This window comes from Mesorhizobium hunchu (assembly GCF_040081975.1).
In the GTDB taxonomy this organism is placed as follows: Bacteria; Pseudomonadota; Alphaproteobacteria; order Rhizobiales; family Rhizobiaceae; genus Mesorhizobium; species Mesorhizobium hunchu.
Genome location: NZ_JBEBMG010000003.1, coordinates 218,788 through 245,074, shown reverse-complemented (window position 1 = coordinate 245,074; position 26,287 = coordinate 218,788). Strand labels below are relative to the sequence as shown.

At 66.1% G+C, this 26,287-nt stretch carries 28 protein-coding genes; 11 read left to right on the top strand and 17 right to left on the bottom strand.

Annotated elements, in window-relative coordinates; genetic code table 11:
• Nucleotides 1-28 precede the first annotated feature (28 nt).
• Nucleotides 29-904 carry an N-acetylmuramidase domain-containing protein gene (locus ABMA46_RS07990; protein ID WP_348998790.1) on the bottom strand — a complete coding sequence of 292 codons (876 nt, stop codon included), beginning with the start codon at nt 902-904 and terminating at the stop codon, nt 29-31.
• Between the two features lie 100 nt (nt 905-1,004).
• Here ABMA46_RS07990 and trhO point away from each other — a divergent pair, with 100 nt between their 5' ends.
• From trhO to ABMA46_RS07970, 4 genes are all read left to right on the top strand, one after another.
• Nucleotides 1,005-1,946: an oxygen-dependent tRNA uridine(34) hydroxylase TrhO gene (trhO, locus tag ABMA46_RS07985; protein ID WP_348998789.1), complete on the top strand. Its 942-nt coding sequence runs from the start codon at nt 1,005-1,007 to the stop codon at nt 1,944-1,946.
• A gap of 150 nt (nt 1,947-2,096) precedes the next feature.
• Nucleotides 2,097-2,846 (top strand): tellurite resistance TerB family protein, encoded by a 750-nt coding sequence (locus ABMA46_RS07980; RefSeq protein ID WP_348998788.1) that lies wholly within the window; start codon nt 2,097-2,099, stop codon nt 2,844-2,846.
• Between the two features lie 202 nt (nt 2,847-3,048).
• A complete protein-coding gene (locus ABMA46_RS07975; protein ID WP_425475709.1) occupies nt 3,049-3,801 on the top strand; it encodes an SDR family oxidoreductase in 753 nt (250 codons plus the stop codon).
• An 83-nt stretch (nt 3,802-3,884) separates the two neighbouring features.
• Entirely contained in the window at nt 3,885-4,748 is an 864-nt protein-coding gene (locus tag ABMA46_RS07970; RefSeq protein ID WP_348998787.1) for a bifunctional helix-turn-helix transcriptional regulator/GNAT family N-acetyltransferase, read from the top strand.
• A 3-nt stretch (nt 4,749-4,751) separates the two neighbouring features.
• On the opposite strand, the gene ABMA46_RS07965 is transcribed toward ABMA46_RS07970, so the two are convergent.
• From ABMA46_RS07965 to ABMA46_RS07955, 3 genes are read right to left on the bottom strand one after another with little or no spacing between them, the layout of a single operon-like run.
• Complete coding sequence (locus tag ABMA46_RS07965; RefSeq protein WP_348998786.1) at nt 4,752-5,087, bottom strand: HepT-like ribonuclease domain-containing protein; 336 nt, start codon at nt 5,085-5,087, stop codon at nt 4,752-4,754.
• 23 nt (nt 5,088-5,110) lie between these two features.
• Nucleotides 5,111-5,407: a nucleotidyltransferase family protein gene (locus ABMA46_RS07960; RefSeq protein WP_348998785.1), complete on the bottom strand. Its 297-nt coding sequence runs from the start codon at nt 5,405-5,407 to the stop codon at nt 5,111-5,113.
• Nucleotides 5,408-5,454: 47 nt separating this feature from the next.
• Nucleotides 5,455-6,645, bottom strand: coding sequence for a pyridoxal phosphate-dependent aminotransferase (locus tag ABMA46_RS07955; RefSeq protein WP_348998784.1), 1,191 nt, complete (start codon nt 6,643-6,645; stop codon nt 5,455-5,457).
• 84 nt (nt 6,646-6,729) lie between these two features.
• On the opposite strand from ABMA46_RS07955, the gene ABMA46_RS07950 reads away from it, so the two are divergent.
• From ABMA46_RS07950 to denD, 4 genes are read left to right on the top strand one after another with little or no spacing between them, the layout of a single operon-like run.
• Nucleotides 6,730-7,404, top strand: coding sequence for a GNAT family N-acetyltransferase (locus ABMA46_RS07950; protein ID WP_348998783.1), 675 nt, complete (start codon nt 6,730-6,732; stop codon nt 7,402-7,404).
• Between the two features lie 40 nt (nt 7,405-7,444).
• Nucleotides 7,445-8,518 (top strand): cation diffusion facilitator family transporter, encoded by a 1,074-nt coding sequence (locus tag ABMA46_RS07945; protein WP_348998782.1) that lies wholly within the window; start codon nt 7,445-7,447, stop codon nt 8,516-8,518.
• Between the two features lie 53 nt (nt 8,519-8,571).
• On the top strand, nt 8,572-8,772 hold the full coding sequence (locus ABMA46_RS07940; RefSeq protein WP_348998781.1) for a hypothetical protein: 201 nt from the start codon (nt 8,572-8,574) through the stop codon (nt 8,770-8,772).
• Nucleotides 8,773-8,775: 3 nt separating this feature from the next.
• Complete coding sequence (gene denD, locus ABMA46_RS07935; protein ID WP_348998780.1) at nt 8,776-9,753, top strand: D-erythronate dehydrogenase; 978 nt, start codon at nt 8,776-8,778, stop codon at nt 9,751-9,753.
• 129 nt (nt 9,754-9,882) lie between these two features.
• Here denD and ABMA46_RS07930 read toward each other — a convergent pair whose 3' ends face one another.
• The 4 genes from ABMA46_RS07930 to ABMA46_RS07915 form a co-directional block, all read right to left on the bottom strand.
• On the bottom strand, nt 9,883-10,938 hold the full coding sequence (locus ABMA46_RS07930; protein ID WP_484532545.1) for a nickel/cobalt transporter: 1,056 nt from the start codon (nt 10,936-10,938) through the stop codon (nt 9,883-9,885).
• A gap of 212 nt (nt 10,939-11,150) precedes the next feature.
• Nucleotides 11,151-11,813 carry a DUF1007 family protein gene (locus tag ABMA46_RS07925; protein ID WP_348998779.1) on the bottom strand — a complete coding sequence of 221 codons (663 nt, stop codon included), beginning with the start codon at nt 11,811-11,813 and terminating at the stop codon, nt 11,151-11,153.
• 82 nt (nt 11,814-11,895) lie between these two features.
• Nucleotides 11,896-12,795, bottom strand: a complete 900-nt coding sequence (locus ABMA46_RS07920) for a LysR family transcriptional regulator (RefSeq protein WP_348998778.1) — start codon at nt 12,793-12,795, stop codon at nt 11,896-11,898.
• Nucleotides 12,796-12,799: 4 nt separating this feature from the next.
• Nucleotides 12,800-14,083, bottom strand: a complete 1,284-nt coding sequence (locus tag ABMA46_RS07915; protein WP_348998777.1) for an amidase family protein — start codon at nt 14,081-14,083, stop codon at nt 12,800-12,802.
• A 536-nt stretch (nt 14,084-14,619) separates the two neighbouring features.
• Between ABMA46_RS07915 and odc2 the strand changes: the two genes are divergently transcribed.
• Entirely contained in the window at nt 14,620-15,753 is a 1,134-nt protein-coding gene (odc2, locus tag ABMA46_RS07910) for an ornithine/lysine decarboxylase (RefSeq protein ID WP_348998776.1), read from the top strand.
• A 98-nt stretch (nt 15,754-15,851) separates the two neighbouring features.
• Complete coding sequence (locus ABMA46_RS07905) at nt 15,852-16,427, top strand: GNAT family N-acetyltransferase (protein WP_348998775.1); 576 nt, start codon at nt 15,852-15,854, stop codon at nt 16,425-16,427.
• Nucleotides 16,428-16,465: 38 nt separating this feature from the next.
• On the opposite strand, the gene ABMA46_RS07900 is transcribed toward ABMA46_RS07905, so the two are convergent.
• The 7 genes from ABMA46_RS07900 to flhA form a co-directional block, all read right to left on the bottom strand.
• Nucleotides 16,466-16,750: an SCP2 sterol-binding domain-containing protein gene (locus ABMA46_RS07900; protein ID WP_348998774.1), complete on the bottom strand. Its 285-nt coding sequence runs from the start codon at nt 16,748-16,750 to the stop codon at nt 16,466-16,468.
• 225 nt (nt 16,751-16,975) lie between these two features.
• Nucleotides 16,976-17,494 (bottom strand): hypothetical protein, encoded by a 519-nt coding sequence (locus tag ABMA46_RS07895; RefSeq protein WP_348998773.1) that lies wholly within the window; start codon nt 17,492-17,494, stop codon nt 16,976-16,978.
• Nucleotides 17,495-17,519: 25 nt separating this feature from the next.
• Nucleotides 17,520-17,942 carry a hypothetical protein gene (locus tag ABMA46_RS07890; RefSeq protein ID WP_348998772.1) on the bottom strand — a complete coding sequence of 141 codons (423 nt, stop codon included), beginning with the start codon at nt 17,940-17,942 and terminating at the stop codon, nt 17,520-17,522.
• Nucleotides 17,939-18,502 (bottom strand): rod-binding protein, encoded by a 564-nt coding sequence (locus ABMA46_RS07885; RefSeq protein WP_348998771.1) that lies wholly within the window; start codon nt 18,500-18,502, stop codon nt 17,939-17,941. Before ABMA46_RS07885 ends, ABMA46_RS07890 begins: the two co-directional genes overlap by 4 nt.
• A 103-nt stretch (nt 18,503-18,605) precedes the next feature.
• On the bottom strand, nt 18,606-19,001 hold the full coding sequence (locus ABMA46_RS07880; protein WP_348998770.1) for a hypothetical protein: 396 nt from the start codon (nt 18,999-19,001) through the stop codon (nt 18,606-18,608).
• Between the two features lies 1 nt (nt 19,002).
• Nucleotides 19,003-19,764 carry a flagellar biosynthetic protein FliR gene (gene fliR / locus ABMA46_RS07875; RefSeq protein ID WP_348998769.1) on the bottom strand — a complete coding sequence of 254 codons (762 nt, stop codon included), beginning with the start codon at nt 19,762-19,764 and terminating at the stop codon, nt 19,003-19,005.
• A 171-nt stretch (nt 19,765-19,935) separates the two neighbouring features.
• Entirely contained in the window at nt 19,936-22,023 is a 2,088-nt protein-coding gene (flhA, locus tag ABMA46_RS07870; RefSeq protein ID WP_348998918.1) for a flagellar biosynthesis protein FlhA, read from the bottom strand.
• A 233-nt stretch (nt 22,024-22,256) separates the two neighbouring features.
• Between flhA and ABMA46_RS07865 the strand changes: the two genes are divergently transcribed.
• Complete coding sequence (locus tag ABMA46_RS07865; RefSeq protein ID WP_348998768.1) at nt 22,257-24,050, top strand: chloride channel protein; 1,794 nt, start codon at nt 22,257-22,259, stop codon at nt 24,048-24,050.
• Nucleotides 24,051-24,069: 19 nt separating this feature from the next.
• On the opposite strand, the gene ABMA46_RS07860 is transcribed toward ABMA46_RS07865, so the two are convergent.
• Nucleotides 24,070-24,384, bottom strand: a complete 315-nt coding sequence (locus tag ABMA46_RS07860) for a hypothetical protein (RefSeq protein ID WP_348998767.1) — start codon at nt 24,382-24,384, stop codon at nt 24,070-24,072.
• An 88-nt stretch (nt 24,385-24,472) separates the two neighbouring features.
• Entirely contained in the window at nt 24,473-26,134 is a 1,662-nt protein-coding gene (locus ABMA46_RS07855) for an MFS transporter (RefSeq protein ID WP_348998766.1), read from the bottom strand.
• Nucleotides 26,135-26,287 lie beyond the last annotated feature (153 nt).

The following is a 26,287-nucleotide window of genomic DNA, read 5'->3' as shown; positions in this document are numbered from 1 at the left end:
AGCGAGTCCACGCAGAGACTAGGGGCGTTCAATCCCGCCGGAACAGAGCCTTCAGCCAGCCGAGGAACGATCGCCACCAGCGGCGCGCCGTATGGCCCGGCACAAGCGCTTCGGCGATCGCGGCCAGCGTGCGGGGGCCGGCAATGCCGTCTGCATCAAGCCCGCGGTCCGATTGAAAGCGCCTGACGATCTCTGCCGTTCCAGGACCATAGGCGCCGTCGGCGTCGAGGCTGTAGCCCAATGTCGCGAGATTGCGCTGCAGCGCGAGCACGTCGTCGCCGCGCGATCCTCGCCGCAAGGTGGCCGGCGGCGCGCCCGGCTTGCCGGCATAGCGGTCATAGGCGGCGGCGATCTTCTCGTCATAGGCGTATTTGCGATAGCCCGGCCCGTTGTAGCCGGTGGCGAATGCCGCCCAATCGTGCGTTTTGAGAGCGTCCGACAATCCCGCCTTGTCGATGTAGAGAACCATCAACCGCATCTGCCCGGCAATGCTGGCGCGCGCCTCCGCCACCATCGCCTCGACGCTCGCGTAGCCCAGCCATTGCCAATGGGCGCCCATCACCTGCCCGAGGCCCCAGGACACGGATTCGTAGGCCGCCCTGGCGTCGATCGAGGCGGCACGCGCCAGCATCGTCCAGCGCTCGGCCTGCGTGGGCGGATTGGCGATCGCGCCGGCGACAGGCGAGGCGAGGCCGGCCTCGCGCGCCAGTTCGCGGTTCGCTTCGCTCAGGCGCTGGTCGAAATAATGACCCTCGAAGCGGATCAGCGGCTCGCGCCTTCCGTCGACCAGGACGAAGGCCTGACCGCCGCTCTCCACCTCCGTCACCGCAAGCAGCGCCGCCGGCTCGATGCCGTGATCCGCTGCCGCGCGGGTGATCTCTGCGATGACTTCGGTGCTGAACATGACGGCCCAATATCCTGTTGCTTGCCGATATTCACGCTGCTGCCGGTCGGTGTGGACAAATTTCATTGTCCAGTTGCAGCAAAATGACTAGGTGCGGGCCATGAAGAATGACGATGACCAAGCGCCCTTCCGCGTCGCGGCGCTCTACCGCTTCTGCCGGCTGGACGGCTTCGAGGCGCTGAAAGCGCCGCTCGCCGCCTTCTGCTGCGCCAACGGCATCAAGGGAACGCTGCTTCTGGCCCCGGAAGGCATCAACGGCACGGTCGCCGGGACGGCTGCGGCGGTGGGCGGGCTCGTCGCTTATCTGGCGGCCATTCCCGAACTGGACGGGATCGAAATAAAATATTCGACAGCAGCAGTCATGCCGTTTCACCGCATGAAGGTTCGGCTGAAGCGCGAGATCGTCACCATGGGCGTCGACGGCGTCGATCCGCTCGCCAGCGCCGGCACCTATGTCGCGCCGGCAGACTGGAACGCGCTGATCGCCGACCCCGGCACGATCGTCGTGGATACCCGAAACGACTACGAGGTGCGGCTGGGAACGTTCGAGGGGGCAGTCGATCCGAACACGAAGAGCTTTCGCGAGTTTCCGGCCTGGGCCGAGAGCCACAGGAACGAACTGGAAGGGCGCAAGGTCGCCATGTTCTGCACCGGCGGCATACGCTGCGAGAAGGCGACGGCCTTCGTGAAGTCGCTCGGCATCGAGGACGTGTTCCACCTCAAGGGCGGCATTCTGAAATATCTCGAAGACGTGCCGGCCGGGGAGAGCCTTTGGCAAGGCGAGTGTTTCGTGTTCGACGAGCGGGTATCGGTGACGAACGGCCTTGCCGAAGGCGAGGCGCAACTGTGCCGCGCCTGCCGGCATCCGCTGACGCCCGAAGACATGCGCTCGCCGCACTATGTCGCCGGCATCTCCTGTGCCTGGTGCCACGAGACCCGCAGCGACGCCGACCGCGCCCGCTATGCCGAGCGGCACAGGCAGGTGGAATTGGCCGAGGCGCGGGGCGCAGCGCCGCATATCGGCAGGTCGTCCGACACGTAATCCACCTGAAACGGAGCGATTTTTCAACGGCCTGAACCTGACGACAGGCCGTGCCTTGTCCGCTCTTCATTGTATTGTCGCTACCCGACACCTACGTCAGCTTCGTCAACCGCCCGGCGACATGACCGGGTTTCCCAAGCGGAGGCGCTGATGTTCGATCCCAAGAGACTGCTCGACGACCTGCTCGGCTCGAAAGTGCCCGGCACGGAGACCACCGTGCGCGACAAGGCGGGGCAGGCGGTGCAGATGGCCAGGGACAACCCGCTTGCGGCGGGCGCCATAGCCGCGGTGCTGCTCGGCACCGGTCCGGGGCGCAAGCTGACCGGCACGGCCGTCAAGCTCGGCGGTCTGGCGGCCATCGGCGGCCTCGCCTACAAGGCCTATCAGAACTACAGGGACGGCCAGCAGCCGGCGAAGACAGCCGCTCCTGCTGGAGAGCCGGAACTGCTGCCGCCGCCTTCCGACAGCGATTTCCATGCCGCGCAGGCGCCGCAGGGCGAGGACGAGTTCGCGCTGACGCTGGTGCGCGCCATGATCGCCGCCGCCAAGGCGGACGGCCGCATCGATGAGGAGGAGCGCAGGAAGATCGGCGACAAGCTCAGCCTGTCGGGCATAGGCGGCGAGGCGGAGGCTTTCATGCGCAAGGAACTCGAAGCGCCGCTCGATCTCGATGCGCTGGTGGCTTCGGCCAGGACGGAAGCGCAGAAGGTGGAGCTCTACACCGCCTCGCGCCTGGCGATCGATCCCGACACGCGAGCCGAGCGCGGCTATCTCGACCTGCTTGCCGGTCGGCTCGGCCTTCCCGACCAGTTGGTCGAGCATGTCGAGGCGACCGTCTCCGCCGTCAAGGTGGCGGTGCCGGAGGCCAGGGATACAGTGTCGCCGAACCCGCGCTGGTAGGGCGAGGCGCCGGCCATTTCGACGGCCTTTCGGCGTTAACCTTTCGTTAACTCCATAAGCGCATCATTTTTTTAGTCGGATCGGCTTTCCTCCTCCCAAGCCTGATCCAGATCAGAGGGCGGTCGCCAATGACCGCCCTTTTTGTCGGGCTTGCCAGCGGGCGCCCTATCTGCGATCCCTCCGGTGAATTCGGAGGATCATTATGTCGGACAAAACAGCCATCGTCACGGGAGCCGGGACCGGCGTCGGCAAGGGCGTTGCCCTTGCGCTGGTCGAAGCCGGGTGGAACACCGTCTTCTGCGGCCGCCGCAAGGCGGTGCTGGACGCGGCCGTGGCCGAGGCGAAGGGCGGTGCCGGGAAGGCCCTCGCGGTCGCCTGCGACATCTCCAGGCCCGAGGAGGTCGAAGCGCTATTCGCCAGGGCCGTCGAGGCGTTCGGCAGGGTCGATTTGCTCTTCAACAATGCCGGCATGGGTTACAAGTCCACGCCGATCGACGAAATCCCCGTCGAGGTGTGGAACGACGTGGTCGGCGTCAACCTGACCGGCTCCTTCCTGTGTGCGCGCGCGGCCTTCGGCCAGATGCGGCGCCAGAAACCGCAGGGCGGCCGCATCATCAACAACGGCTCGGTCTCGGCCTATGCGCCGCGTCCGGGCTCGGTTCCCTACACGGCCACCAAGCATGCGATCACCGGCCTGACCAAGACGCTCGCCCTCGACGGCCGGCCCTTCGACATCGCCTGCGGGCAGATCGACATCGGCAATGCCCTGACCGACATGGCGATGCCCATGACGGTCGGCGTGCCGCAGGCGAACGGCACGATCGCCGCCGAGGCGGTGATGGACGTGAAGCATGTGGCGGATGCGGTCGTGCACATGGCCGGCCTGCCGCTCGACGCCAACGTGCTGTTCATGACCGTGATGGCGACGAAGATGCCCTATGTCGGGCGCGGGTAGCGGTCTTCCATACGCCCTGCCTTCTCCCTCGACCGGCCATTTGCCTGCTTGTCGTTCGTCATATATCTGACTAAAGTCAGATAATGAGCGGTAACGATATCTCCCAGGTTCGCCGGTTCAACCGGCTGGTGACGCAACGCGTCGGTGCGCTGCAGGACAGCTATCTGTCGCGCGGCCGGCCGCTCGGCGAGGCGCGGCTGCTTTTCGAGATCGGCGAGGCCGACGGCTGCGACCTTGCGGCGCTGCGGCAAAGGCTCGGCCTCGATTCGGGCTATGCCAGCCGCCTGCTGCGGTCGCTCGAAAGCCAGGGACTGGTCGAGGTCCGCAAGGCCGAGGGGGATGGGCGGGCACGCGCCGTTATCCTGACGGAAAAGGGCAGGGCGGAATACGCGGCCTACGATGCGCTCTCCGACGAGCTTGCGGCGACCATGCTGGCGTCGCTGGACGATGCGCGCCGGGCGCGGCTGGTCGCCGCGATGGGCGAGGTCGAGCGGCTGTTGCGCCTTTCGGTGACCGGGATTGCCGTCGAGCCGGCCGACAGTGCCGATGCGAGGTGGTGCCTCGGGCAATACTACGCCGAACTGGTGTCCCGCTTCGAAGGCGGCTTCGATCCGGGGCCGGGCGGCTATGACCCGTCCGGATCGATGCTGGTCGCCCGGCTCGACGGCACGCCGGTCGGCTGTGGCGTTCTCCGAGACCTCGGCGGCGACGTGGGCGAGATCAAGCGGCTGTGGGTCGCGCCGGCCGCGCGCGGCCTCGGGCTTGCCAGCCTGCTGATGGACAGGCTGGAGGTGATGGCGCGGGACGCCAAGTATCGAGCGATCCGGCTCGACACCAACAGGACGCTGGTCGAGGCACAGGCCATGTACGCCAGGCGCGGCTATGCCGAGATCGCGCGTTACAACGACAACCCCTTCGCGCACCGCTGGTACGAGAAGCGGCTATAAGCTCTACTTGGCCTCTCGCTGACGCTCAATCGTCTGCAAATGCCCTGCGGCCTCGCGCAATTTGGCAAGGTCTCCATCGTCAAACAGTGTCCATAAAATCTCTGCGTCGACCCGATGGTAGGCGTGGCGCAGATGATTGCCGATGTCGCCAATGCGGCGCCAGGGAATCTGTGGAGCTTCGCGCCTGAGGGCTTCAGGAATATGTCTCGAGGCTTCGCTCAGAATTTCCAGAAAGCGTTCAAAGGCGGCTTTGGCGATGCGATCGGAAACCATCTGCTCGAAGGTTTTTTCCTCCAGCAGCGAATAGATTGCGTCGATCGCGTCGATGATGTCACCCAACCGGTGGATCGTTCGGCCGGCCATTAGAAGATTTCGATTACATCACTGGCAATCGACTGCCGGAATTCGGGCTTCAAACTGCGCCGCATAAAGGCATTGGCCCGGATACCGGTGGCATCTTCGACAAGGTGCTCGACCCCGACCAGATTGAGTATCGAGAACTTCTTGCCTGGATCCACGTCCAGAAGCAGGTCTATGTCGCTGTCGGACCTGTGGTCCTGACGTGCGCGCGAGCCGAAAAGCGCGACGTGTCGGACCCCTTCGTTGAGAAGCGCGGGGCGGATGGCGTTCAGGCGCTTGATGATAGCGGTGCGTTCCATAGCAGGAATTTTAGCAAATCCGGATCGGCTTTGCCATTCATCGCTGTCTATCCGCCCTTCTTCAAGAACGCCTCGACGCGGTCCAGCGCGCGCAGGATGTTCTCTTCCGAATTGGCGTAGGAGAGCCGCATATAGCCTTCGCCCAGCACGCCGAAGTCCGGGCCGCCGATCAGTGCGACGCCCGCCTCTTCCAGCAGCGCGGAAGCAAGCTTCTTGGCCTGCCAGCCGGTGCCGGTGATGTTGGGGAAGGCGTAGAACGCGCCCTTGGGCGTGATGCAGGAAATGCCGTCTATGCCGTTCAGCCCTTCGACCACGACCTTGCGGCGGCGGTCGAAAGCCCGCATCATCTTCTCGACATCGTCCTGCGGGCCATCGATGGCGGCGATGCCGGCGAACTGGCTCGGCGCGTTGACGCAGGACCAGCAATTGACCGCCAGCTTGCGCACCTTGTCGTAGAGATGCGCGCTTTTGTCCCCGTTCGGCCAGATCGACCAGCCCATGCGCCAGCCGGTCATAGCCCAGGTCTTCGACCAGCCGTTGAGGACGACGAGGCGATCGCGGATTTCGGGAAAGGTGAGTAGCGAGACGTGCTTTTCGCCGTCATATGTCATGACGTCGTAGATCTCGTCCGACAGGATCGCCACGCCGGGATGCTTTTCGAGGCCCTTGACCAGCTTTTCGATCTCGGCGCGCGGGGTGACGCCGCCGGTCGGGTTGGCGGGGGAGTTCAGGATGAGGAGCCGTGTCTTCGGCGTGATGAGCGAGAGCGTCTCCTCGGCCGAAAAGGCGAAGCCGTTTTCCTCGCGGATCGGCACCGGGACGGGCGTCGCGCCGGTGAACTCGATCATCGAGCGATAGATCGGGAAGCCGGGATCGGGATAGAGGATCTCCGTGCCTGGCTCGCCGAACATCAGGATCGCGGCGAACATGGTGGGCTTGCCGCCCGGCAGGATCATCACGTCCTCCGGCGACACCTCGACGCCGGTGGTGGTGAGTGTGCGGCGCACGACCGCCTCGCGGGTCGCCAGCAGGCCGTTGGCGGGCGTATAGCCGTGATGGCCGTCGCGCAGGGCCTTGATGGCGGCCTCGACGATGTGCGGCGGCGTCTGGAAATCGGGTTGGCCGATGCCGAGATTGACGATGTCGCGGCCTTCATGGGCAAGCGCGGTCGCCCTTGCCAGCACGGCAAAGGCGTTTTCCTCGCCGAGGCGATCGAAGGCGGCAATGGTGTGGAGCATTTTGTCTGTCCGGATTGGCGCTAATGGCGGCGCGGCATTTTTGAGAGGCTGCGCGGCATCTGTCAAACGAAAGGGAGGGCCGGCATGTCCGAGAACCTGAAAAACTGGAAGCCGCGGCCTCGCCCCGAACGCAAGGTCATGGAAGGCCGCCTCGTGCGGCTGGAGCCGCTCGACGCCGTGAAGCACGGCGACGGCCTGTTCGAGACATCGTCCGTGCCGGACGCGATGGAGCGGTTCCGCTGGCTGCCCGATTATCCGCCGCAGACGCGCGCCGAGTTCCAGCCCTGGCTGGAGAAGGCCGAGGCCAGTCCCGATCCGTTGTTCTTCATCGTCATCGACAAGGAGAGCGGCAAGGTCGTCGGCCGCCAGACGCTGATGCGCATCGAGCCCGTGCATGGCGTCATCGAGATCGGCAACATCTACTGGGGGCCGCTGATGTCGCGCACCCCGATGGCGACCGAGGCGCAGTTCCTGTTCATGAGCCATGTCTTCGACGACCTCGGCTACCGTCGCTACGAGTGGAAATGCGACAATGACAACCGTCCGTCGAAAAGGGCGGCGGAGCGCTTCGGCTTCCGGTTCGAAGGCATTTTCCGGCAAGACCGGGTGGTGAAGGGCAAGAACCGCGACACCGCATGGTTCTCGATCATCGACCGGGAGTGGCCGGCGCTGAAAAAGGCATATGAGGGCTGGCTCGACCCGGACAACTTTGATAGGGATGGCGTCCAGAAAAAGCGCCTCGAAGGTTTCCGTAAGTGATTGGCGCGTAAAGTTATTTTGTTACGCGAAAGGCTCTGCCATGGCGCATGAGCATTCTCACGGCCACAGCGGCCATTCCCACGATCACGGCGTGGGCGGCGCCCACGTCCACGGCTCGACGGACAAGCGGCGCGTTCTCGTCGCTGCGCTGCTGACCGGCGGTTTCATGATCGCCGAAGCGGTCGGCGGCTGGCTGACCGGCTCGCTGGCGCTGCTGGCTGACGCCGGCCACATGCTGACGGATTCGCTGGCGCTGGCGCTCGCCTGGTATGCCTTCCATCTCGGCGAGCGACCGGCGACCGGGCAACTGACCTACGGCTTCGGCCGGGTCAAGACGCTCGTCGCCTATACCAACGGCATCGCCATCTTCGTCATCGCATTGTGGATCGTCTATGAGGCATGGCAGCGGTTCATGGCGCCGCCGCCGGTGCTGGGTGGTCCCATGCTGGTCGTGGCGCTGCTCGGCCTCGGCGTGAATATCGCGGGCTTCCTGATCCTGCATGGCGGCGACCGCGAGAACCTGAACATGCGCGGGGCCATCCTGCATGTGCTGGGCGATTTGCTGGGGTCCGTCGCGGCGATCGCGGCCGCGCTCGTCATTATCGCCACCGGCTGGATGCCGATCGACCCGATCCTGTCGGTGCTCGTCGCCGCACTGGTGCTGACCACCGCCTGGCGACTGATGCGGGACGCCGCGCATGTCCTGCTCGAAGGCACGCCGCCGCAGCTCGATCGCGACAGCGTCGCGCGCGATCTCGAAAAATCCGTCCCCGGTCTCAGGGAGGTGCATCACATGCATGTCTGGTCGATGGACGGCAGCCGTGTCATGGCGACCCTGCATGCCTGCCTGGACGATGGCGTGGACGCCTACGAGGCCGTGAGCGCCGTCAAGGCGAGGCTGGCCGGCAAGCACGGCATCGAGCACGCCACGGTGGAGGCCGAATACGGGCGATGTGCGGACGGCGAGGGCGACCATGACCGTCATCATGGCTCGGACAGCCACGGTCACGGCCCAGACAACCACGGCCATGACCACGGCGACCATGAGACGGCTGGCGACCCGATTCGCGACGCGATGCAGGGTGCGCCGGCCGACCGCCGGCATTATCATTGACCGGGCCTGTGTCGATCAAGGCGAAGCGTCGGGCAAGGGCGGGGGAACAAGCAATGGATCGTGAGACCAGGAACGCGGCGGTCGCCGCCTTCGTGATCCTGCTCGTCTTCGGTGCCTTCGCCTACTGGCTGCCGACGCTGATGATGGCGGCGGGGAACGTTTCGGGATGGCTGGCCGGCGTCGTGGCGGCCGTCTTCCTTCTGGGGCTCTTCATTGTCTTCTGGTTGCGCGGACGTTCGCAGCGGAAAGGATAGGACATGCGCATTCTCGTCACAGGCGCGGCCGGCATGGTCGGCCGCAAGCTCGTCGAACGGCTGGTCCGCGACGGCCGACTTCGAGGGCAGAAGATCACGGCCTTCGACCTGCACGACATCGTGCCGGCAACGGCTCCGGAGGCAGCGGGCGTCGACGTGACGGTCCATGCCAGCGACCTTGCGCGGGAAGGCGTTGCGGACAGCCTGGTGGCGTCGAAGCCGGACGTGGTGTTTCATCTGGCGGGCGTCGTCTCGGGCGAGGCGGAGGCCAATTTCGACCTCGGCTACCGGGTCAATCTCGACGGCACGCGGGCGCTGTTCGATGCGGTCCGGCTGGCCGGCTACGGCCCGCGCGTCGTCTTCACCTCCTCGATCGCGGTGTTCGGCGCACCATTCCCTGACGTCATCCCCGACGAATTCCATCCGACGCCGCTGACATCCTACGGCACGCAGAAGCTGATGGGCGAGGCGCTGCTGGCGGACTATACCCGCCGCGGCTTCTTCGACGGGATCGGCATCCGCCTGCCGACGATCAATGTGAGGCCGGGCAAGCCGAACAAGGCGGCGTCCGGTTTCTTCTCGTCCATCATCCGCGAGCCGCTGGCCGGCCAGGAGGCGGTGCTGCCGGTGCCGCGCTCGGTCGTGCACACGCATGCCAGCCCGCGTTCGGCGGTCAACTTCCTTGTCCACGCGGCAGAGATCGACGGCGAGGCGGTCGGCCCGCGCCGCAACCTCACCATGCCGGGCGTCGGCGTCAGCGTCGGCGAGCAGATCAAGGCGCTGCGTCGCGTCGCGGGCGAGGCCGCCGTGCGGCTGATCCGCGAGGAACCCGACGAGACGATCTGGGCGATCGTGAAGAACTGGCCGACCCGCTTCGAGGCGAAGCGGTCGCGGGAACTCGGCTTCAAGGCCGAGGAGACCTTCGACGACATCATCCGGGTGCATATCGAGGACGAGATGGCGGGGGTTCTCCCCCCTTGAGGGGGCGATGTCGCCGAAGGCGGCAGAGGGGGTCGTCTCGGACGTGCTTGATGTCGATGAAACGTCACATCCAGTCCGACCGACCCCTCCCGACGGCGTCGCCGCCACCCTCCCCTCAAAGGGGAGGGATCACGCCTTCAGGCTGGCGCTCAGAAGCACCAGCCCGAAGAACAGCACCAGTGCCGCGCCGGCGATCTCGATGGCCTTCTGGATGCGGCCGCCCCACCGTCCCCCGCCGGCGAACCAGACAGCCCAGTCCTTGGCGGTGACGGCCAGCGTCGCCAGCAGCGAGACCGTGATGGCTGTGCCGACCGACATTGCCAGCACCGAGAGGATGCCGCCCAGCCACAATCCGTTGAGGATGGCGAAGGAGAGCACGATCAGCGCGCCCGAACAGGGACGGATGCCGACCGCCACGACCGCGGACCATGCGGTCTTCCAGTCGAAGCGCTCTCCCGACATCAGGGCGGGATCGGGCATATGGCCGCCGCAGTTTTCGCAGGCCGCGCCGGAGGCGGGATCGTGGTCGCAGGCGAAGGCGCCTGGCGGACTGGCGTCCGGGTGGTTGAGGCGCACCCGGCTGAGCGGGCGCCTCGCATCGATCTGCATGACCTGAGCAGGGCCGGCCGCCGAGAGGCTGTAGGCGGGCCGGCGGCGAAACCGCGCCGACAGAAGCGGCGCCGTCTTCGTCCATAGCAGCCACGCGCCGAACAGGGTGACGAAGACGTAGCTGGCGATTTCGAGGAACCAGGCGGCGTCGGTCATCGATATGGCGGTGCCGCGCAGCACGAACCAGGCCAGTAGCATGACGGCGATTGCCGTGACTGCCTGCAGCAGCCCTGAGATGAAGGAAAGCAGGATGCCGCGCCTGAGCGCTACCTCGTTCGCCACCATATAGGAGGAGATGACGGCCTTGCCGTGACCCGGTCCGGCGGCATGGAAAATGCCGTAGAGGAAGGACAGGCCGATCAGGATCCACAGTTTCGAGCCGTCCTGGCGCATCGCCTTCATGGCGTTGGCGAGCGCGCGGTAGAATTCCTGCTGCTTCAGGTTGATCCAGGCGAGCTGGTGGGCGAACAGGCCGGTGCTCGACGGCATGGCGTCGTTGGTGCCGATGCCCAGCGAGCTCTGCGCGTGGGCGGCGGCCGTCGTGTGGAGCGCGACGGCAGCGGCAATCACCAAAATCAGCGCTATACCCCCACCCCTAACCCCTCCCCTCAAGGGGGAGGGGAATCTCTTACCGTTGCCGCACTCTGCCGACGTTAGCGATTTTTCACGAAGAGGCGATGCCTGCGTCTCCCTCCCCCTTGCGGGGAGGGGACAGGGGTGGGGGTAGCCGCCGGGCTGGGGAGACGAAAGCCTCGCGCGAGGATGGCAGCATCCCATGATCGTCCGCATCACGGCTTGCATTGCAGTTCGAGCTTGGTGGCGAAGATCTTGGAGAGGTCGTTGCCGGTGGGGTCGTTGAAGAAGGCGTCCGTCAGCGTCTTCTGGTTCTGGGCGATGGCGGTGTCGGGATCGGGCCTGACGACGTGCTGCGTGCAGTTCGAGGGCAGGCCGTCCACCGTCATGTTGGCGTCCTCGGTGAAGTCGATGGCGGTGTAGAAGGTCGGGTCGTAGACGCCGAAGTCGATGGTGCCGGAAAGCTTGATCGGCGTCGCCGGCTCGGATTCGAACAGGACGATCAACTGGTCGTTGTCGAAATTGGTCATGATCTGCGAGGGCGCCTTCATGCGGACGTCCTTGCCGTCGACGGTGACGAGCTGGAAATAGTCGTACTCGGCGAGCGAGGAGAAGATGGTGTCGGCGACATCCTTCAGCTCTGCGTCATCGAGCTTCAGATCGGAGTTCTTGTCGAACTGCATCAGCACCGTACTCGAAAAAAGCTCGTCGAAGCGCCAGAGATGGCGCAGCGATTTCACATGTTGGTGATCCGGTGTCAGCACCACGTCGAGCCTCGCTTCGGCGAAGACATGCGGATGCACCCAGGCAGGCCCGGCCGACGCCATCAAAGCCGCGAAAGCGGCGGCCGCGGCGAAGAAGGTTCGTTTCAGCGGCATCGGGCCTCGGCGTCGGGTTCGGTGCGTTGTCGAAGGTCACGACAAACGGGGCGAAAATGGGACCGGCGGATGACCGATTTCGTCACGCGGCTTCCCGCGCCTTGAACCATTGCACCAGGAAGTCGACGAAGACGCGCACCTTGGCCGGCAGGTAGCGGCGATGCGGGTAGACCGCGAAGATGCCGCCGCCCTGCAGGATGCGGTCGTCCAGCACCGGCACGAGGCGCCCGCTCATGATGTCGGGTGCGGCGATGAAGTCCGGCAGCACGGCGAAGCCGAGGCCGGACACCGCCGCCGCGCGCGCCACCATGGGACTGTTGACCTCGATCGGGCCGGATACGGCGACGCTGGTGGTGTCGTCGTCGTCCCCCTTGAACGGCCAGTTGGCGAGCCAGCGGCCGTTGGTGTCGATGATGCAGGGCGCGCGGCCGATGTCGCGCGGATGGACAGGCATGCCGACCTTCTCGATCAGCTCTGGCGAGCCGCAGACCCGGACCGAGAACGGCGAGAGCCGGCGCGCGATCAGGGAGGAGTTCTCCAGCCGCGAGATGCGGATGGCGAGATCGAAGCCTTCCTCCACCAGATCGACGAAGCGGTCGTCGAGATGGATGTCGAGAACGATCTCGGGATACTGTTTGGCGAAATCGACCAGCGACTGGCCGATCGGCGCGTCGGCGAAAGTGCGCGGCGCCGACAGTTTTATGCGGCCGCGCACGTCGCCGGAGGATTCGCGCACGGCGTCGGCGAGACTGTCCACCTCGCGCACGATCTCGGAGGCGCGGCGGTAATAGGTGTGGCCCGCCTCCGTCAGCGAGAATTGGCGCGTGGTGCGGTTGAGCAGCAGGGCGCCGAGCTCGTCCTCCAGCTCGCGCACATATTTCGACAGCAGCGCCTTGGAACGTCCGATCTTGCGCGCCGCGGCGGAAAAGCCTTCGGCCTCGACGACGTCGATGAAGGCACGCATGCGGGTCAGTGTGTCCATGTCGTCAGGCCTTTCCGGCGGCTTCGAGAATCGTCCGTCCGAGATCGATGAGATGAAGGTCGCTGCCGGCGGGGCCAAGCAGCGACAGGCCGAAAGGCGCGCCGTCGATTTGCCCGAGCGGCAGGGTGATCTGCGGAAAGCCGGACAGGCCGGACCAGCACAACAGCTTCAGCGCGCGCTCGCGCCAGGTCTGGAGATCGTCGAAGCGGGCGTCTTTCAAGGGCGCGGCGCCCGGCACGGTCGGCAGGACGAGGACGCCGTCCGCACCGAGCAGCGCCGCCAGTTCGGCGCGGAAAGCGTCGCGCCGGCGTGTTTCCGCCGCGACGGTCCCGCCGTCGATAGTGGCGCCGTAGTCGAAGCGCTCGCGCACGCCCGGCCCGAGTCCCCGATCCGCCGCCGAAATCCACGCGCCGTGCGCGGCCCAGGCCTCGAACCCCTGGATGCGGCGAAAGCACCAGTAGAGGTCGTCCGGCGAGTGGGACAGCGGCGGCGCTGCGACGGGCGCACCGAGGACGGACGCGGCGATGCCGACCATGCGCTCGTATTCGGCCGCTTCCGACTCGCCCAGCACCAGCGCGTCGAGCGCGGCAAGACGCAACGCCGTTTGTCCCCTCCCCCTCGAGGGGAGGGTGGCCGCGGCAGTGCTCGGCGCCCCTGCGGTGCTTCCTGATGCTACCCCCTCTGGGCTGCCGCCCATCTCCCCCTCAAAGGGGGAGAAGCCCAGCAGCACCTTCGCCACTGTCTCGTAGACATCCATATCGCGCGCGAACCAGCCGAAGGTGTCGAGCGAGGGGGCGAGCGGCATGGCGCCGTCGAGCGGGATGCGGCCATGCGTGGTCCGCAATCCTATCAGGCCGCAGAAGCTGGCGGGGGCGCGGATCGAGCCGCCGGTGTCGGAGCCGATGGCGATGTCGGCCAGTCCGCCCGCCACGGCCGCCGCCGACCCGGAGGACGAGCCGCCGGTGACGCGGTCGGGCGCGGCCGGATTCACCGGAAAAGGGAAATGCGCGTTCTGGCCCATCAGCGAGAAAGCCAGTTCGTCGGTCTGCGTCTTGCCGACGAATCGCGCGCCGGCGTCGAGCAGCGCCTGTACCGCCGGCGCGGTCTCCGTTGCCGCAGAAGCCTCCGCAGCCCTTTGCGGGTTGCCCCATCCGGTCGGATAGCCGGCGACGTCGAATATGTCCTTCACGGCCAGCCGCAATCCCGCGAGAGGGCCGGATTCCGCATGGGGAACAGCCACTTGCGGGTAGTCGAGGAAGGCGTTGAGGGGAGGGAGCGTGCCTGTCATCGTTCAATCGGCGGATACGGTCGCATGAAGATTGTTCGCTCCGGCGATTTTTTCAACCGGGGTTCCGATTTTAATTGATTGTTACAGCCCGCCTCCCTATATCGCGCCTTGCCCAAAGTCGCACGTGCCTGTGGGTGTCCGCCGATCCCTCGTCTGGTGAGGGACACGGTAAGGTACCTGGAACTAACCCCTCCAGTCGGTCTGACGGCCAACCGCCAGTCCGAGGACATCTTGAAGCAACGACGGTGCGGGCCTTTCTGGTGTTCTGCCGGTCGTCCAAAGACCGGGGTTACTGAAGAGGCACACCTTCATTGCCGACAGTGCGGAGGGTTCTCCAAAGCTGAGGCAGACAAAGCGAGCTCTCGCCGCAAGGCGTTCGCTCATCGCCGCGTCAGCGGGTCGCATGGTTCCGGTGTCTCCACCGGCTGGTTCCGTGTCGGCCGTGCTTACGCCCTTTGTCCACCGCCCGTCCGTGGCCGCGCGCCGAAGACGGGACGCCTGAGATCGAGCGGCATCGCCGCCAATGGAGAGACCCGATGGCCACCCAGCGCATCCTGGACTTCCTCGCCACCCGACGTCCGGCCGGCCCCTGCCTCGTCGTCGACCTCGATGTCGTGCGCGACAATTTCCGCGCCTTCGAGAAGGCGCTTCCCGATTCCAAAATCTATTATGCGGTGAAGGCGAACCCGGCGCCGGAGATCCTGCGCCTGCTGGCCGCGATGGGCTCGTCCTTCGACACCGCCTCGGTTGCCGAGGTCGAGATGGCGATGGATGCCGGCGCGCCGGCCGAGCGCATCTCCTTCGGCAACACCATCAAGAAGGAGCGCGATATCGCGCGCGCCTTCGAGCTGGGCATCCGCCTGTTCGCCGTGGATTGCGTGGAGGAGGTCGAGAAGGTGGCGCGCGCCGCGCCCGGAGCCCGTGTGTTCTGCCGCGTGCTGACCGACGGCGAGGGCGCCGAATGGCCGCTCTCGCGAAAATTTGGCTGCGTGCCGGCGATGGCCGTCGATGTGCTGCGCCATGCGAAGAAGCTCGGCCTCGACGCTTACGGCGTGTCGTTCCATGTCGGCTCGCAGCAGTGTGATCTCTCCGCCTGGGACCGTGCGTTGGGCGACGCCAAGCGGGTGTTCGCGACGCTGGCCGAGGAGGGTATCGTGCTCAAGATGGTCAACATGGGCGGCGGTTTCCCGACCCGCTATCTCAGGGACGTGCCGGCGGCGCAGGCCTATGGCCAGGCGATCTTCGACGCGCTCAGCAGGCATTTCGGCAACCAGATCCCGGAGACCATCATCGAACCGGGCCGCGGCATGGTCGGTAATGCGGGCGTCATCAAGTCGGAAGTCGTGCTGATCTCGAAGAAGGCCGACAACGACAACGTCCGCTGGGTCTATCTCGACATCGGCAAGTTCGGCGGCCTCGCCGAGACGATGGACGAGGCGATCCGCTACCCGATCGTCACCGGGCGCGACGGGGACGAGAAGGCGCCTTGCGTGCTCGCCGGCCCGACCTGCGATTCGGCCGACGTTATGTACGAGAAGACGCCGTATCCGCTGCCGCTGTCGCTGACCATCGGCGACGAGGTGCTGATCGAGGGCACCGGCGCCTACACCACCACCTACTCGGCGGTGGCCTTCAACGGCTTCGAGCCGCTCCGATCCTACGTGATCTGACGGCTCGACAAGAGCTGTCGGATCATCCCGCGCGCCGGCTCCTGCCGGCGCCGGGCTCGCTTGTGGAAGACAACCTCCGCTCGTGAAGGATCGCGGAAATGGAACTTGCAGAAATCGCTACGGCCGTGGAGCCGGCCTTCTTCGTCACCGCTGAAACCGATGCCGATATTGCGGCGCGCGAGGCGCTGCTCGATCGCGCCATGGGACCGGGACGCAGGCGCAAGTCGTCGGAGAAGCTGCGGCGTGGCCGCCGGCCGTCCGAGGGGCTGGCCTTCGTCGCGCGCGATGCCGCCGGCGCGGTCGCGGGAACGGTGCGGCTTTGGGATGTCACGCTGGGCGAGGGCGGGCGGCCCGCCCTGCTTCTCGGTCCGCTCGCTGTCGATCCGGCCTGGAAGAATGCCGGGCTCGGCTCGGCGCTGATGCGCCATGCGATCGCCGAGGCGGCGCGGCTCGGTCACGCGGCGATCCTGCTGGTCGGCGACGCGCCCTATTATGCGCGCTTCGGCTTCTCGGCCGACAGGACGGGCGCGCTCGCCATGCCGGGGCCGTATGAGCGGCATCGCTTCCTCGCGCTGGAACTGAAGCCCGGTGCGCTCGACGGGGCCGAAGGCGTTCTCAAGGCCGCGGGCCGCAGGATCGGCACGGCGGCGCTGGCGCTTGCAGGCGCCGCCTGAACCGGCTGGCGGACGGGGACGTCCGCCTGCCTTGCGTCTCAGCCGATCAACTGGCTGAGCGCCATGGCGACGGACATATCGCCCTCGATCTTGAGCTTGCCGGACATGAAGGCCGTGGTCGGGTTCAGGTCGCCGGCGATCAGTGATTCCAGATCGTCGAGCGACAGCTTGATCGTGCAGTCGGCCGGCCCGTCCGTGGTCGAGACGGTGGCTCCGTCGATCAGCAGAACGCCGTCGGGGCCGGTATCGAATTTCACGGAGCGGTCGAAGCCCGCGTTCGCCACCTGGGCCTTGAGCTTTTCCGCGACGTCCTGAATGCTCATGCTGACTTCCTCGTGCCTCGTCGTTGATCGGTCGTCCGGACCCTTGCCCGATCGGGGAGGCGAGGCAAGCCCTCATCGTCAGGAAAAAGCCGGCCCGACGGAGCTAGCACAATTTACGTTTACGTCAACGTAGTTTTGGCGGACGACAGCTCGCGGACATAGACCGGCATGGGCTGCGCATGTATCGACGAATAAGCGCGGAGCGGGCGGCTGCTGTCGGGCCGCTCAATGCCCTTCGGACTCCATCGCCGCCGGCTTGAGGGAAACCTGGGGCACTTCCCTGCGCTTGATGGCGTTGTCGCGGATCTCGTCCTTGGAGAGGAAATTGATCTGGTCGACCAGCACGTCGTGGACCATCTCCATGCCCACGCGCGCATTGATCGAATCACGGATGTTCTTGCGGAAAGCGTCGATGTCCATCGTCTTCGGCGCGGTGAAGTCGATCTGCGGATTCGAATAGAGATAGGAATAGACCTGGTCGGTAATCAGCGCCGGCGCGGGAATGGACAGCTTGGCGAGCTGCGCCGGCTCCACCGTGTAGACCAGCTTGGTCAGGAAATAGCCCTGGACGCCTGAATTGCCGACGATCGGCACCGAGATGATGTCGGTGTCGACATAATCGAGCCCGCCGAGCAGCGGCTTCGTCTCCTCGTCGCCCTTGGCGCCGGCGGACTGGAAGGAATAGAAGACCGCGCCCGCAGTGGCGGCGCTGATCCAGAGTGCTGCGACGATGAGTTTTATCATCCGCCAAGGCCTTTCGGGGTCGAGGTCACGATCGCGCCCAGCCGAATTCGCCCGCCGAATAGGTGCCGTCGGCTTCCGCGTTCTGGATGGCGTTCTTCAGAAGGTTCGCCACTTCCGAAACGGCGCTCAAATGTGCCTGGATGGCGGCCTCGTTCCTCGCCAGTTTCTTGCGCAGGCGCAGCAGACCGTCGCGATGCTCGCTCAGCATGTCGGCGTGGCCGATGCCTTTCATCGCCCGGTTCAATTCATAAAGGCAGCGGCTCTTGCGGGCGTTGGACGCCTTGATGTCGAAATTGGCGACGGAGCGGATTCCGTCGGTCTCGGCCTCCACCGCTTCCTCGATGCGGCTGATGATGGCGCCGAGATTGGCGTGCGCCGCGACAGGAGGCTGCTCCGCGCCGGCAGAGGGCATGGGCAGGTTTGCGCCGAACTCGGAATATGCGCTCATGTTCTCACCTTGCCTGTACTCGCAATGCCCGCTGGATCGTCATCGAGCGAGCGGACGATGCGGCGCTCCATCTCGTCGACGAGTGAATTCGACAGGCTCGTCTGCCGATCGATGTCGGCCTTCTCCGGCCCGTTGGAGACGGGGCCGACAGGGACGGCGCGCTTGCCGTCCATATAGTGGTCCGCCAGCATCTGCCGCGCGATGCCGATGCCGCCGCGTTCCGCCATCACGTCGGCCAGTTTCTCGGAAAGCTGCGCTTTCCACATGTCTCCGGCCAGACCCTTGCCGTAGACGCCCTCGGCATCCTTCGGCAGCATGTTCTGGATGAAGGTCTGCAGCACCATCGCCTCGAAGCGCTGGTACTGTTTCGCCTTTCCGGTGTCGGAAGTCGAGGCGTCGGCCGCGGTGCTGGTGCGCGACAATGCCGGCTCGCCGATGCTGAACGGCGCCGCTGCGCCGCCGGCCTTCCTCGTCAGCGCCGCGCGCGCGGCCGCGATATCGTCCGGCCCGGCCGCGCGGGCAACGTCGAGCACGATGTCGCTGGGGGGAGAAATCGCCAAGCCGGTGCTGTCCTCTTGCCATTTTCTATGCGGCGATGATGGCCGAACAAGCTTGCCGCAGGCTTACGGGATCACGGCCCAGAGCGGTCAAGGTTCTGGGAGGTCAAGGGTCCGACTGCGGCTTGCCGAGCTTCTGCTCGATCAGGTCGAGCCGCTCGCGATCGCCGCGCTGGCGTTCGTCGGCGCGCCGCTCGGTCTGGTAGGCGCGCTCGACCATGTTGGTGCGGGCGGTCGCGGTGGCGAGCAGGCCGGCTTCGAGCCGTGCGGCCGCCAGCCTGGCGTCCCGTCTCGCCAGCGCGCCGGCGATGCGGTTGTGATAGATGTCGGGAAACAGCACGGCCAGCGAATCGTCGGCGTCGAAGCGTTCGGCCAGCATTTTCGCTTCCTCGTCGGCGGCGGCGGCTTCCGCCAGCAGACTTGCGCGGCGGGTCTCGTGCAGCGCCTTGAGCTGCTCCTGCACCTCGACCAGCTTGCGCAGCCGCTCTCTCCGCGTCGTCATGTCAGCGCGCCAGGGTGAGGTCGACGAAGCTGTCGGTGAACAGCGACAGCATGGTGGCGACCCCCAGATAGAACAGCACGATGCCGCCGCCGATGATGAGCGGCTGCGAGATGAAGTAGACCGGTATCTGCGGCGTCAGCTTGTTGACGAAGCCGATCGTCAGGTTGACCAGCAGGGCGTAGGCGACGAACGGGCTGCCCAGCCTGAGCACCAGAAAGAAGCAGTCCGAGATCGTGTCGGCGACATCGACAAGGGCGGCCTGCGGGTTGAAGAAGACGTCGAGCGGCGCGACCTGGTAGGAGCTGACCAGCGCGCGCACGACTTCATGGTGAAAGTCCAGCGTGAACAGCAGGAGCAGGGCGGAAAAGGAAATCAGCTCGGCCATCGGCGCCTGCGGCTCCGCCTCCTCGATCGCGGTGCCGCCGTTCGAGTTGAAGCCGACCAGCATGGCGATGCCGGCGCCGATGAAGCGCAGCGCCTCCATGTAGAGACGCGTCATCGCGCCGATCAGCCCTCCCACCAGAAGCTCCGACACGATCATCGGCACCAATACCTGCGGGCGTGGATCGACGAAGGGGAAGATGCGGTCCCACAGGAAGGTCAGCAGGCTGATGGTGACGGCGACGGCGGCGAACAGGCGCACCTGCAAGGGCAGGCGGACGCTGGAGAGCCCCGGTATGATCATGAAGCAGGCGCCGATCCGGCAGAAGGCCAGGAAGGCGGCCAGAATGACGTCCTGGGAGAGCGTGGAGAGGGCGGTCATGGACCCACCGGGGGCAGGTTGGCGTGTGTGATACCCCCACCCCTAACCCCTCCCCGCAAGGGGGAGGGGGAGCTACCGCGCGCCAAGTTCCCCTCCCCCTTGCGGGGAGGGGTTAGGGGTGGGGGTAAAAGGCCGGCAAAACGCATCAAGCTTCCGTACGATAGATGCCTCTCACGAGATCGTCCCCAGCACACGGATCTCGACGCCCTTGGCGATCTCGACATGCGACAGCACCGGCAGGGTCGGGAACAGCCGCTCGATGATCATGCGCACATAGGGTCGCGCGTCAGGGGCGGTGACGAGGACGAAGCGCTCGCCGGTTTCCAGATGCTTGCGGATCGCCTTGCCGGCGTCCTGGCCGAACTCCTCGAGCTGGCGCGGGTCGATGTCGAATTCGCGGACCTCGCCTTTGGCGTCGCGCTTGAGGCTCTGGTGGAAGGCGAGGTCCCAGCGGTTGCCGAGGCGCAGCACCTTGAGCACGCCGCCCTCGGTCAGGTCGCCGCAGATCTGCTGGGCCATGCGTATGCGCACATGCTCGACGATCTGCTCGGTGCGGCGCACATGCGGCGCGATCTCGGCGATCGCCTCGATGATGAGGTGCAGGTTGCGGATGGAGACGCGCTCGGCCAGCAGCAGCTTCAGCACCGCCTGCAGGCCGGGATAGGAGATGTGCTGCGAGCAGATCTCGTCGGCGAGCTTGCGGTATTCGGGATCCTGGCGCTCGATCAGCGCCTTCATGTCCTTGTAGGAGAGAAGCTGCGGCAGGTTGTTGCGGATCACCTCGGAGAGATGGGTGAGCAGAACCGACATGTTGTCGGCGTAGGTGAAGTTCTCGCGCTTCAGATCCTCGGCGAAGGTGTCCATGACAGAATAGGCGCGCATGCCGAAGGCTGGCTCGCGCACTTCCTCGCCCGGAATGTCGGGAACGTCGCGATTGCCCAGAAGCACCATCAGTTCGCCGACGCGGACCTGGTATTCGGTCACCACGGTGCCGTGGATCTTGATCTGGTAGGCCTTCGGCGGGATGGCGAAGTCGTCCGTCAGCTTCACCTCCGGCACGACGAAGCCGTACTGGGTGGCGAACTTCTTGCGCATCTTGCCCATGCGGAAGGCGAGTTCCTGATGCGCGGTGATGAGGCGCGTGGACAGTTGCTTGCCGATCAAAAGCTCGATCTCGGCGGTCGCCAGCGAGGACTTGACTGAGTTCTTCTCCTCCTCGGTCTTGGCCTGTTCCTCCTGCCTCTTGGCCGCGTCCGCCTCGGCGACCATGCGGTTGTGGCGCAGCGGTATGACGTAGCCGAGCGTCGCCATGCCGCCCGCCAGCATGATGAAGGGGAACATCGGCAGGCCGGGCATCAAGGACAGCAGCGTCAACAGCGCCGCCGCCACGTAGAGCGCGCGCGGATAGGCGCCGAGCTGGCCGAACACGGCCTGGTCGGCCGAGCCGCGCGTGCCGCCCTTCGACACCAGCAGGCCGGCGGCCAGTGACACGATCAGCGCCGGGATCTGGGTGACGAGGCCGTCGCCGACCGACAGCTTGACGAAGACGTCGGCGGCCTGGCCGAGACTCATGCCGTGGCGCAGGTAGCCGATGGCGATGCCGCCGACGATGTTGATGGCGGTGATGATCAGGCCGGCGATGGCGTCGCCGCGCACGAATTTCGAGGCGCCGTCCATCGAGCCGAAGAAGGAGGATTCCTCTTCCAGTTCGCGGCGGCGCAGCTGCGCGGTCTTGTCGTCGATGACACCGGCCGACAGGTCGGCGTCGATCGACATCTGCTTGCCGGGAATAGCGTCGAGGGTGAAGCGCGCGCCGACCTCGGCGATGCGCGTCGCGCCCTTGGTGATGACGATGAAGTTCACCACGATCAGGATCAGGAAGACGATCAGGCCGATAACGAAATCGCCGCTCATCACCAGATTGGAGAAGCCGCTGATGACGTAGCCGGCGGCGTGGGTGCCCTGGTTGCCGTGCGACAGGATCATGCGGGTGGTGGCGATGTTCAGCGACAGCCGCATCATGGTCGCGATCAGCAGGATCGTCGGGAAGGACGAGAAGTCGAGCGGCCGCTGGATCCACAGGCTGACCATGAGGATGAGCACCGAAAGGGCGATCGAGGTGGCGAGGCCGACGTCGATCAGGAAGGCTGGAATGGGCAGGAACAGCACCGCCAGGATGACGACGATGCCGAGCGCGAAGAAGACGTCGCGACCGTTGCGAGCGACCTTGCCGGAGGAAATGCTTTCGCTGATCGCCATGCGCGTGCGGTGCCAGTCCATTGTCGGCGGGCATATGCCCGCGGCGAGACCCTAGCGGCCCAAGCTTGCGCGAGGGTTGGAGCGCTGCCGCGAGGTGCCCTGGCTTTCCCGGCGGAATTCTGTCGCGCACGACAATGTCATGACGAGTCGCTTCCACCACATCGCCGGCGGCGTTGCCATGCTAGGCAGCGCGTCGTATCACGGCCCGGCACCCTGTCTGCATCGTCCTGTTCATGACCCGTTCCCTATTGTCCGCCGATCAGTTGCCCGTCCATGCCCGCCGCGTCCGCGCGATGCTGGTGCGCTGGATTCCGCTGCTGGAAGCGCGCGGCGTGTTCATGGTCCTACTGGCTTCGGCGGTGGGCGCGATCGCCGGAACGCTGGTGACGGCGATGAGCGCGATCGTGCAGGGCCTGCATGCGCTGATGTTCGACGTGCAGCCGGGCGGCCGCCTTTCGGGCATGTTCTCCCTGCAGCATCCCAGGCAGGCGGTCGTGCCGGCGATCGGCGGCCTGCTGCTCGGCATGACCTTCCTGTGGCTCAAGCGCCGAAAGTTCCGGACGCCCATCGATCCGATCGAGGCGAACGCGCTCTATGGCGGGCGCATGTCGCTGACGGACACCCTCATCATCGCCGGCCAGACCATGCTTTCCTCCGGTTTCGGAGCCTCGGTGGGGCTGGAGGCCGGTTATACGCAGGTGGGCTCCGGCTTTGCATCCCGCATTGCGCGGCTGCTCAGGCTGCGGCGCAACGATGTGCGCATCCTCGTCGGCAGCGGCGCGGCGGGCGCCATCGCCGCCGCCTTCGATGCGCCGCTCACGGGCGCCTTCTACGGGTTCGAGCTGGTGATCGGCATCTATTCGATCGGCAATGTCGCGCCGGTGATGACGGCGGCGGTGTCGGCGTCGCTGACGGCGGAAATGTTCGGGAACGTTCCTTTCCCGCTCGAACTGAGCGGCTTGCCGGACCTGACGCCCAGCCAATACCTGCCCTTCCTGCTGCTCGGCCTGGTCGGCGGCGGCGCGTCGATCGCCATCATGTACCTGGTGACGATGGTGGAGCGGCTGTTCGTGCGGATGCGCATCGACAGTTCGCTGCGTCCCTTCGTCGGCGGCTGCGCGGTCGGCCTGCTCAGTCTCATCACCCCGCAGGTGCTGTCGAGCGGCCACGGCGCGCTGCATCGAGAGTTCGCCATGAACTACGGCATCGCCGTCATCGCCAGCGTCTTCGTGCTCAAGCTCACCGCCTCGGCGATCTCGCTGGGCTCCGGTTTCCGCGGCGGCCTGTTCTTCGCGTCGCTGTTCCTCGGCGCGCTGCTCGGCAAGGTGTTCGCCGGCGTGATGGCCTTCGTCTCGCCCGCCACCGGCATCGACGCCGACGTGGCGGCCGTCGTGGGCATGACGTCGCTGGCGGTCGGGGTCGTCGGCGGCCCATTGACGATGACGTTCCTGGCGCTGGAATCGACGCGCGACCTGACGCTGACGGGCGTGGTGCTGGCCGCCTCGATCATGTCGGCGATCCTGGTGCGCGAGACCTTCGGCTATTCGTTCTCGACCTGGCGCTTCCATCTGCGCGGCGAGACGATCCGCAGCGCCCACGATGTCGGCTGGATGCGCAGCCTGACGGTCGGGATGATGATGCGCAAGGACGTCAAGCTCATCCCCGCCACCACGACGCTCGCTGAATTCCGCAGGCAAGTGCCGCTGGGGTCCGCGCAACGTGTCGTCGCCGTCGACGGCGACGGCCGCTACGCGGGCGTGCTGATCGTGGCGGAGATCCACAGCGAGCAGACACATCCCGATTCCACTGTGCTGACCCTGGCGAAGTTCAAGGACTCGGTGCTGGTGCCGACCATGAACGTCCAGTCGGCAGCCGAGACTTTCCAACGCGCCGGCGCGGAGGAACTGGCCGTGGTCAAGGATTTCACGGATCGCGAAGTCGTCGGGCTGCTGACCGAGAGCTACCTGATGCGGCGTTATGCGGAGGAACTCGACAAGGCGCGTCGGGATCTCTCGGGCGAAGGCTGAAAGCCGCTTGCCGGCGGGTCTATCGGCAGCGGTCCTGCCGCTCGCCCCGCATGGCGTCGAGATTGGTCTCGAGCCGCCCGATCTTTCGCGTCTGCCGGTTCTTGACGATCGTGACGGCCTTCTCGCCGCCCGGCACCCAGGGCGGAATATTGAGCCGGTCCACTTTTCCGCGCCGGACGGCGACCGTCGTTATGGTTTTCGACGTATCGCCGATCGAGGCGTTCAGGTCGGGGCAGGTTTCCCTGGCGTAGCTCATGCGGCTGGCCGATCCGGTCTGCGAGGCGCAGCCGGCCGTCAGCAGCATGAGGGTCACCAAAGCCGTGTATCGAGGCATCGAGGTCCATCCGATCATGGCCGTAGCGTAGACCATGTCGGGACGCGATTGAACCGTCGTCTCGATGCCTGCCCCGGTCGGCCGGCGTTCATTGCTCCGATCCTTGCTTTTTTGCCACGGCGTTCAATGCGTTCGTCGGTCGCTCGATCCAGCGGCGCACGCGCGGCCTGTCGGGGCCGGCATGGAGGGCGCGGATGCGCTCGGTGATCGTCACGTCGGCATAGGTCGCGCGCGTGTTATGGCGGATATAGTCCAGCCAGGTGGGGGTGTGATACGTCTCCAGCCACACGTCCGGATGCTCCAGGTCGCGCGCGATGACCCAGTTGCGCGCGCCGTCACGGCGGCGGATGCGGCCGCGCTCGGTTATCAGGCCGATGAATTCGGGAACGTCGTCCTCGCGGATCACATATTCGATCATGATGGCGATCGGGCCGCTGCGCGGCTTGAGGTCCAGCGCCAGCGGCGGCTCGCGGAAGCGGTTGAGCGGGTCAAGGTTGAGCGGCACCTGGCGCGGCAGCGGCAGCAGGAAGCCGATCGCGCCCCCGGCCAGCATGGCAACGGCCGCGGCCATCAGCGCCACGGGGGCGCCGTGATGGTCGGCGACGACGCCCCAGATCCAGCTTCCGAGCGCCATGCCGCCGAAGGTGCATGTCTGGTAGATCGACAGCACGCGCCCGACGACCCAGCGCGGCGTCGACATCTGCACCGTGACGTTGAAGTGGGACATGGCGATGACCCAGCAGGCGCCGCCGAGAAGGAGGCCAAGCGCCGTCTGCCAGGCCTGCGTGCTGAGCGCGCAGTCGAGGCTGCACAGGGCGAAACCGACAAAGGCGCCGCGCACCATCGTTTCGCTGGAGAGAAGCTGGCGCAGGCGCACGCTTATCAGCGCGCCGCCCACCGCGCCGATGCCGAAGGCGCCGAGCAGTATGCCGTAGGTGAGCGCGCCGCCGCCAAGGACGTCGCGGGCGACCAGCGGCAGGAGCGCCAGCACGACGATCGCCGTGAAGCCGTAGACGGCGCCGCGCGCCAGCACCTTGGCGATGTTGGGCGACATGGCGACGTAGCGCAGGCCGGCGCCCATGGCGGCGCCGAGGGATTCGCGCGGCAGCGGCGAGCGGGCGGTCTCGCGTTTCCAGCGCGCCATGACGACGATCAGCCCGATATAGCTCAGCGCATTGACGGCGAAGGCGGCCGCCGCGCCGAAGGCTGCGACGATGATGCCGCCGATGGCGGGCCCGACGGAGCGGGTGATGTTGAAGCCCATCGAGTTGAGCGCCACTGCCGCCGGCACCTTTGCGCGCGGCACCATGTCGCCCACCGACGCTTGCCAGGACGGGCTGTTCAGCGCCGTTCCCGAATCGATCAGGAAGGTGAAGGCGAGCAGGGTCCAGGGCGTCATCCAGTCGAGATACGTGAAGGCCGTGAGCAGCACGGAGACGACGAGCATGAAGCATTGCGCCACCAGCATCACCTTGCGGCGGTCGAAACCGTCGGCGATGGCGCCGGCGACGAGGGCGAACAGCATGATCGGCAGGGTCGTGGACGCCTGCACCAGCGCGACCTGATAGGACGAAGTGGCGATCTGCGTCATCATCCAGGCGGCGCCGACGCCCTGGATCAGCCCGCCGAAGTTGGAAGCCAGGTTGGCGGCCCAGACGGCGCGGAAGATCGGATGCTCGAAGGGAGCGAGCGCGGCGACGCGTTCGCTTTCGGGATCGTCTTCGATCTCATGTCCGCTGTCTTGCGGCATTTGCTTCCCGTCGCGCAGGGGCTCGTGAATCAGAAGCGGGCGGCCCTCTTGCCGGCAAACCTAGACGACGCGCGGCAAAAGGCGAACGCCTTGGCGTCGAAAATCATGGTCCAGCGCACAATTACCGTTTCGAGCAAGGGAGACGGGCCGCGC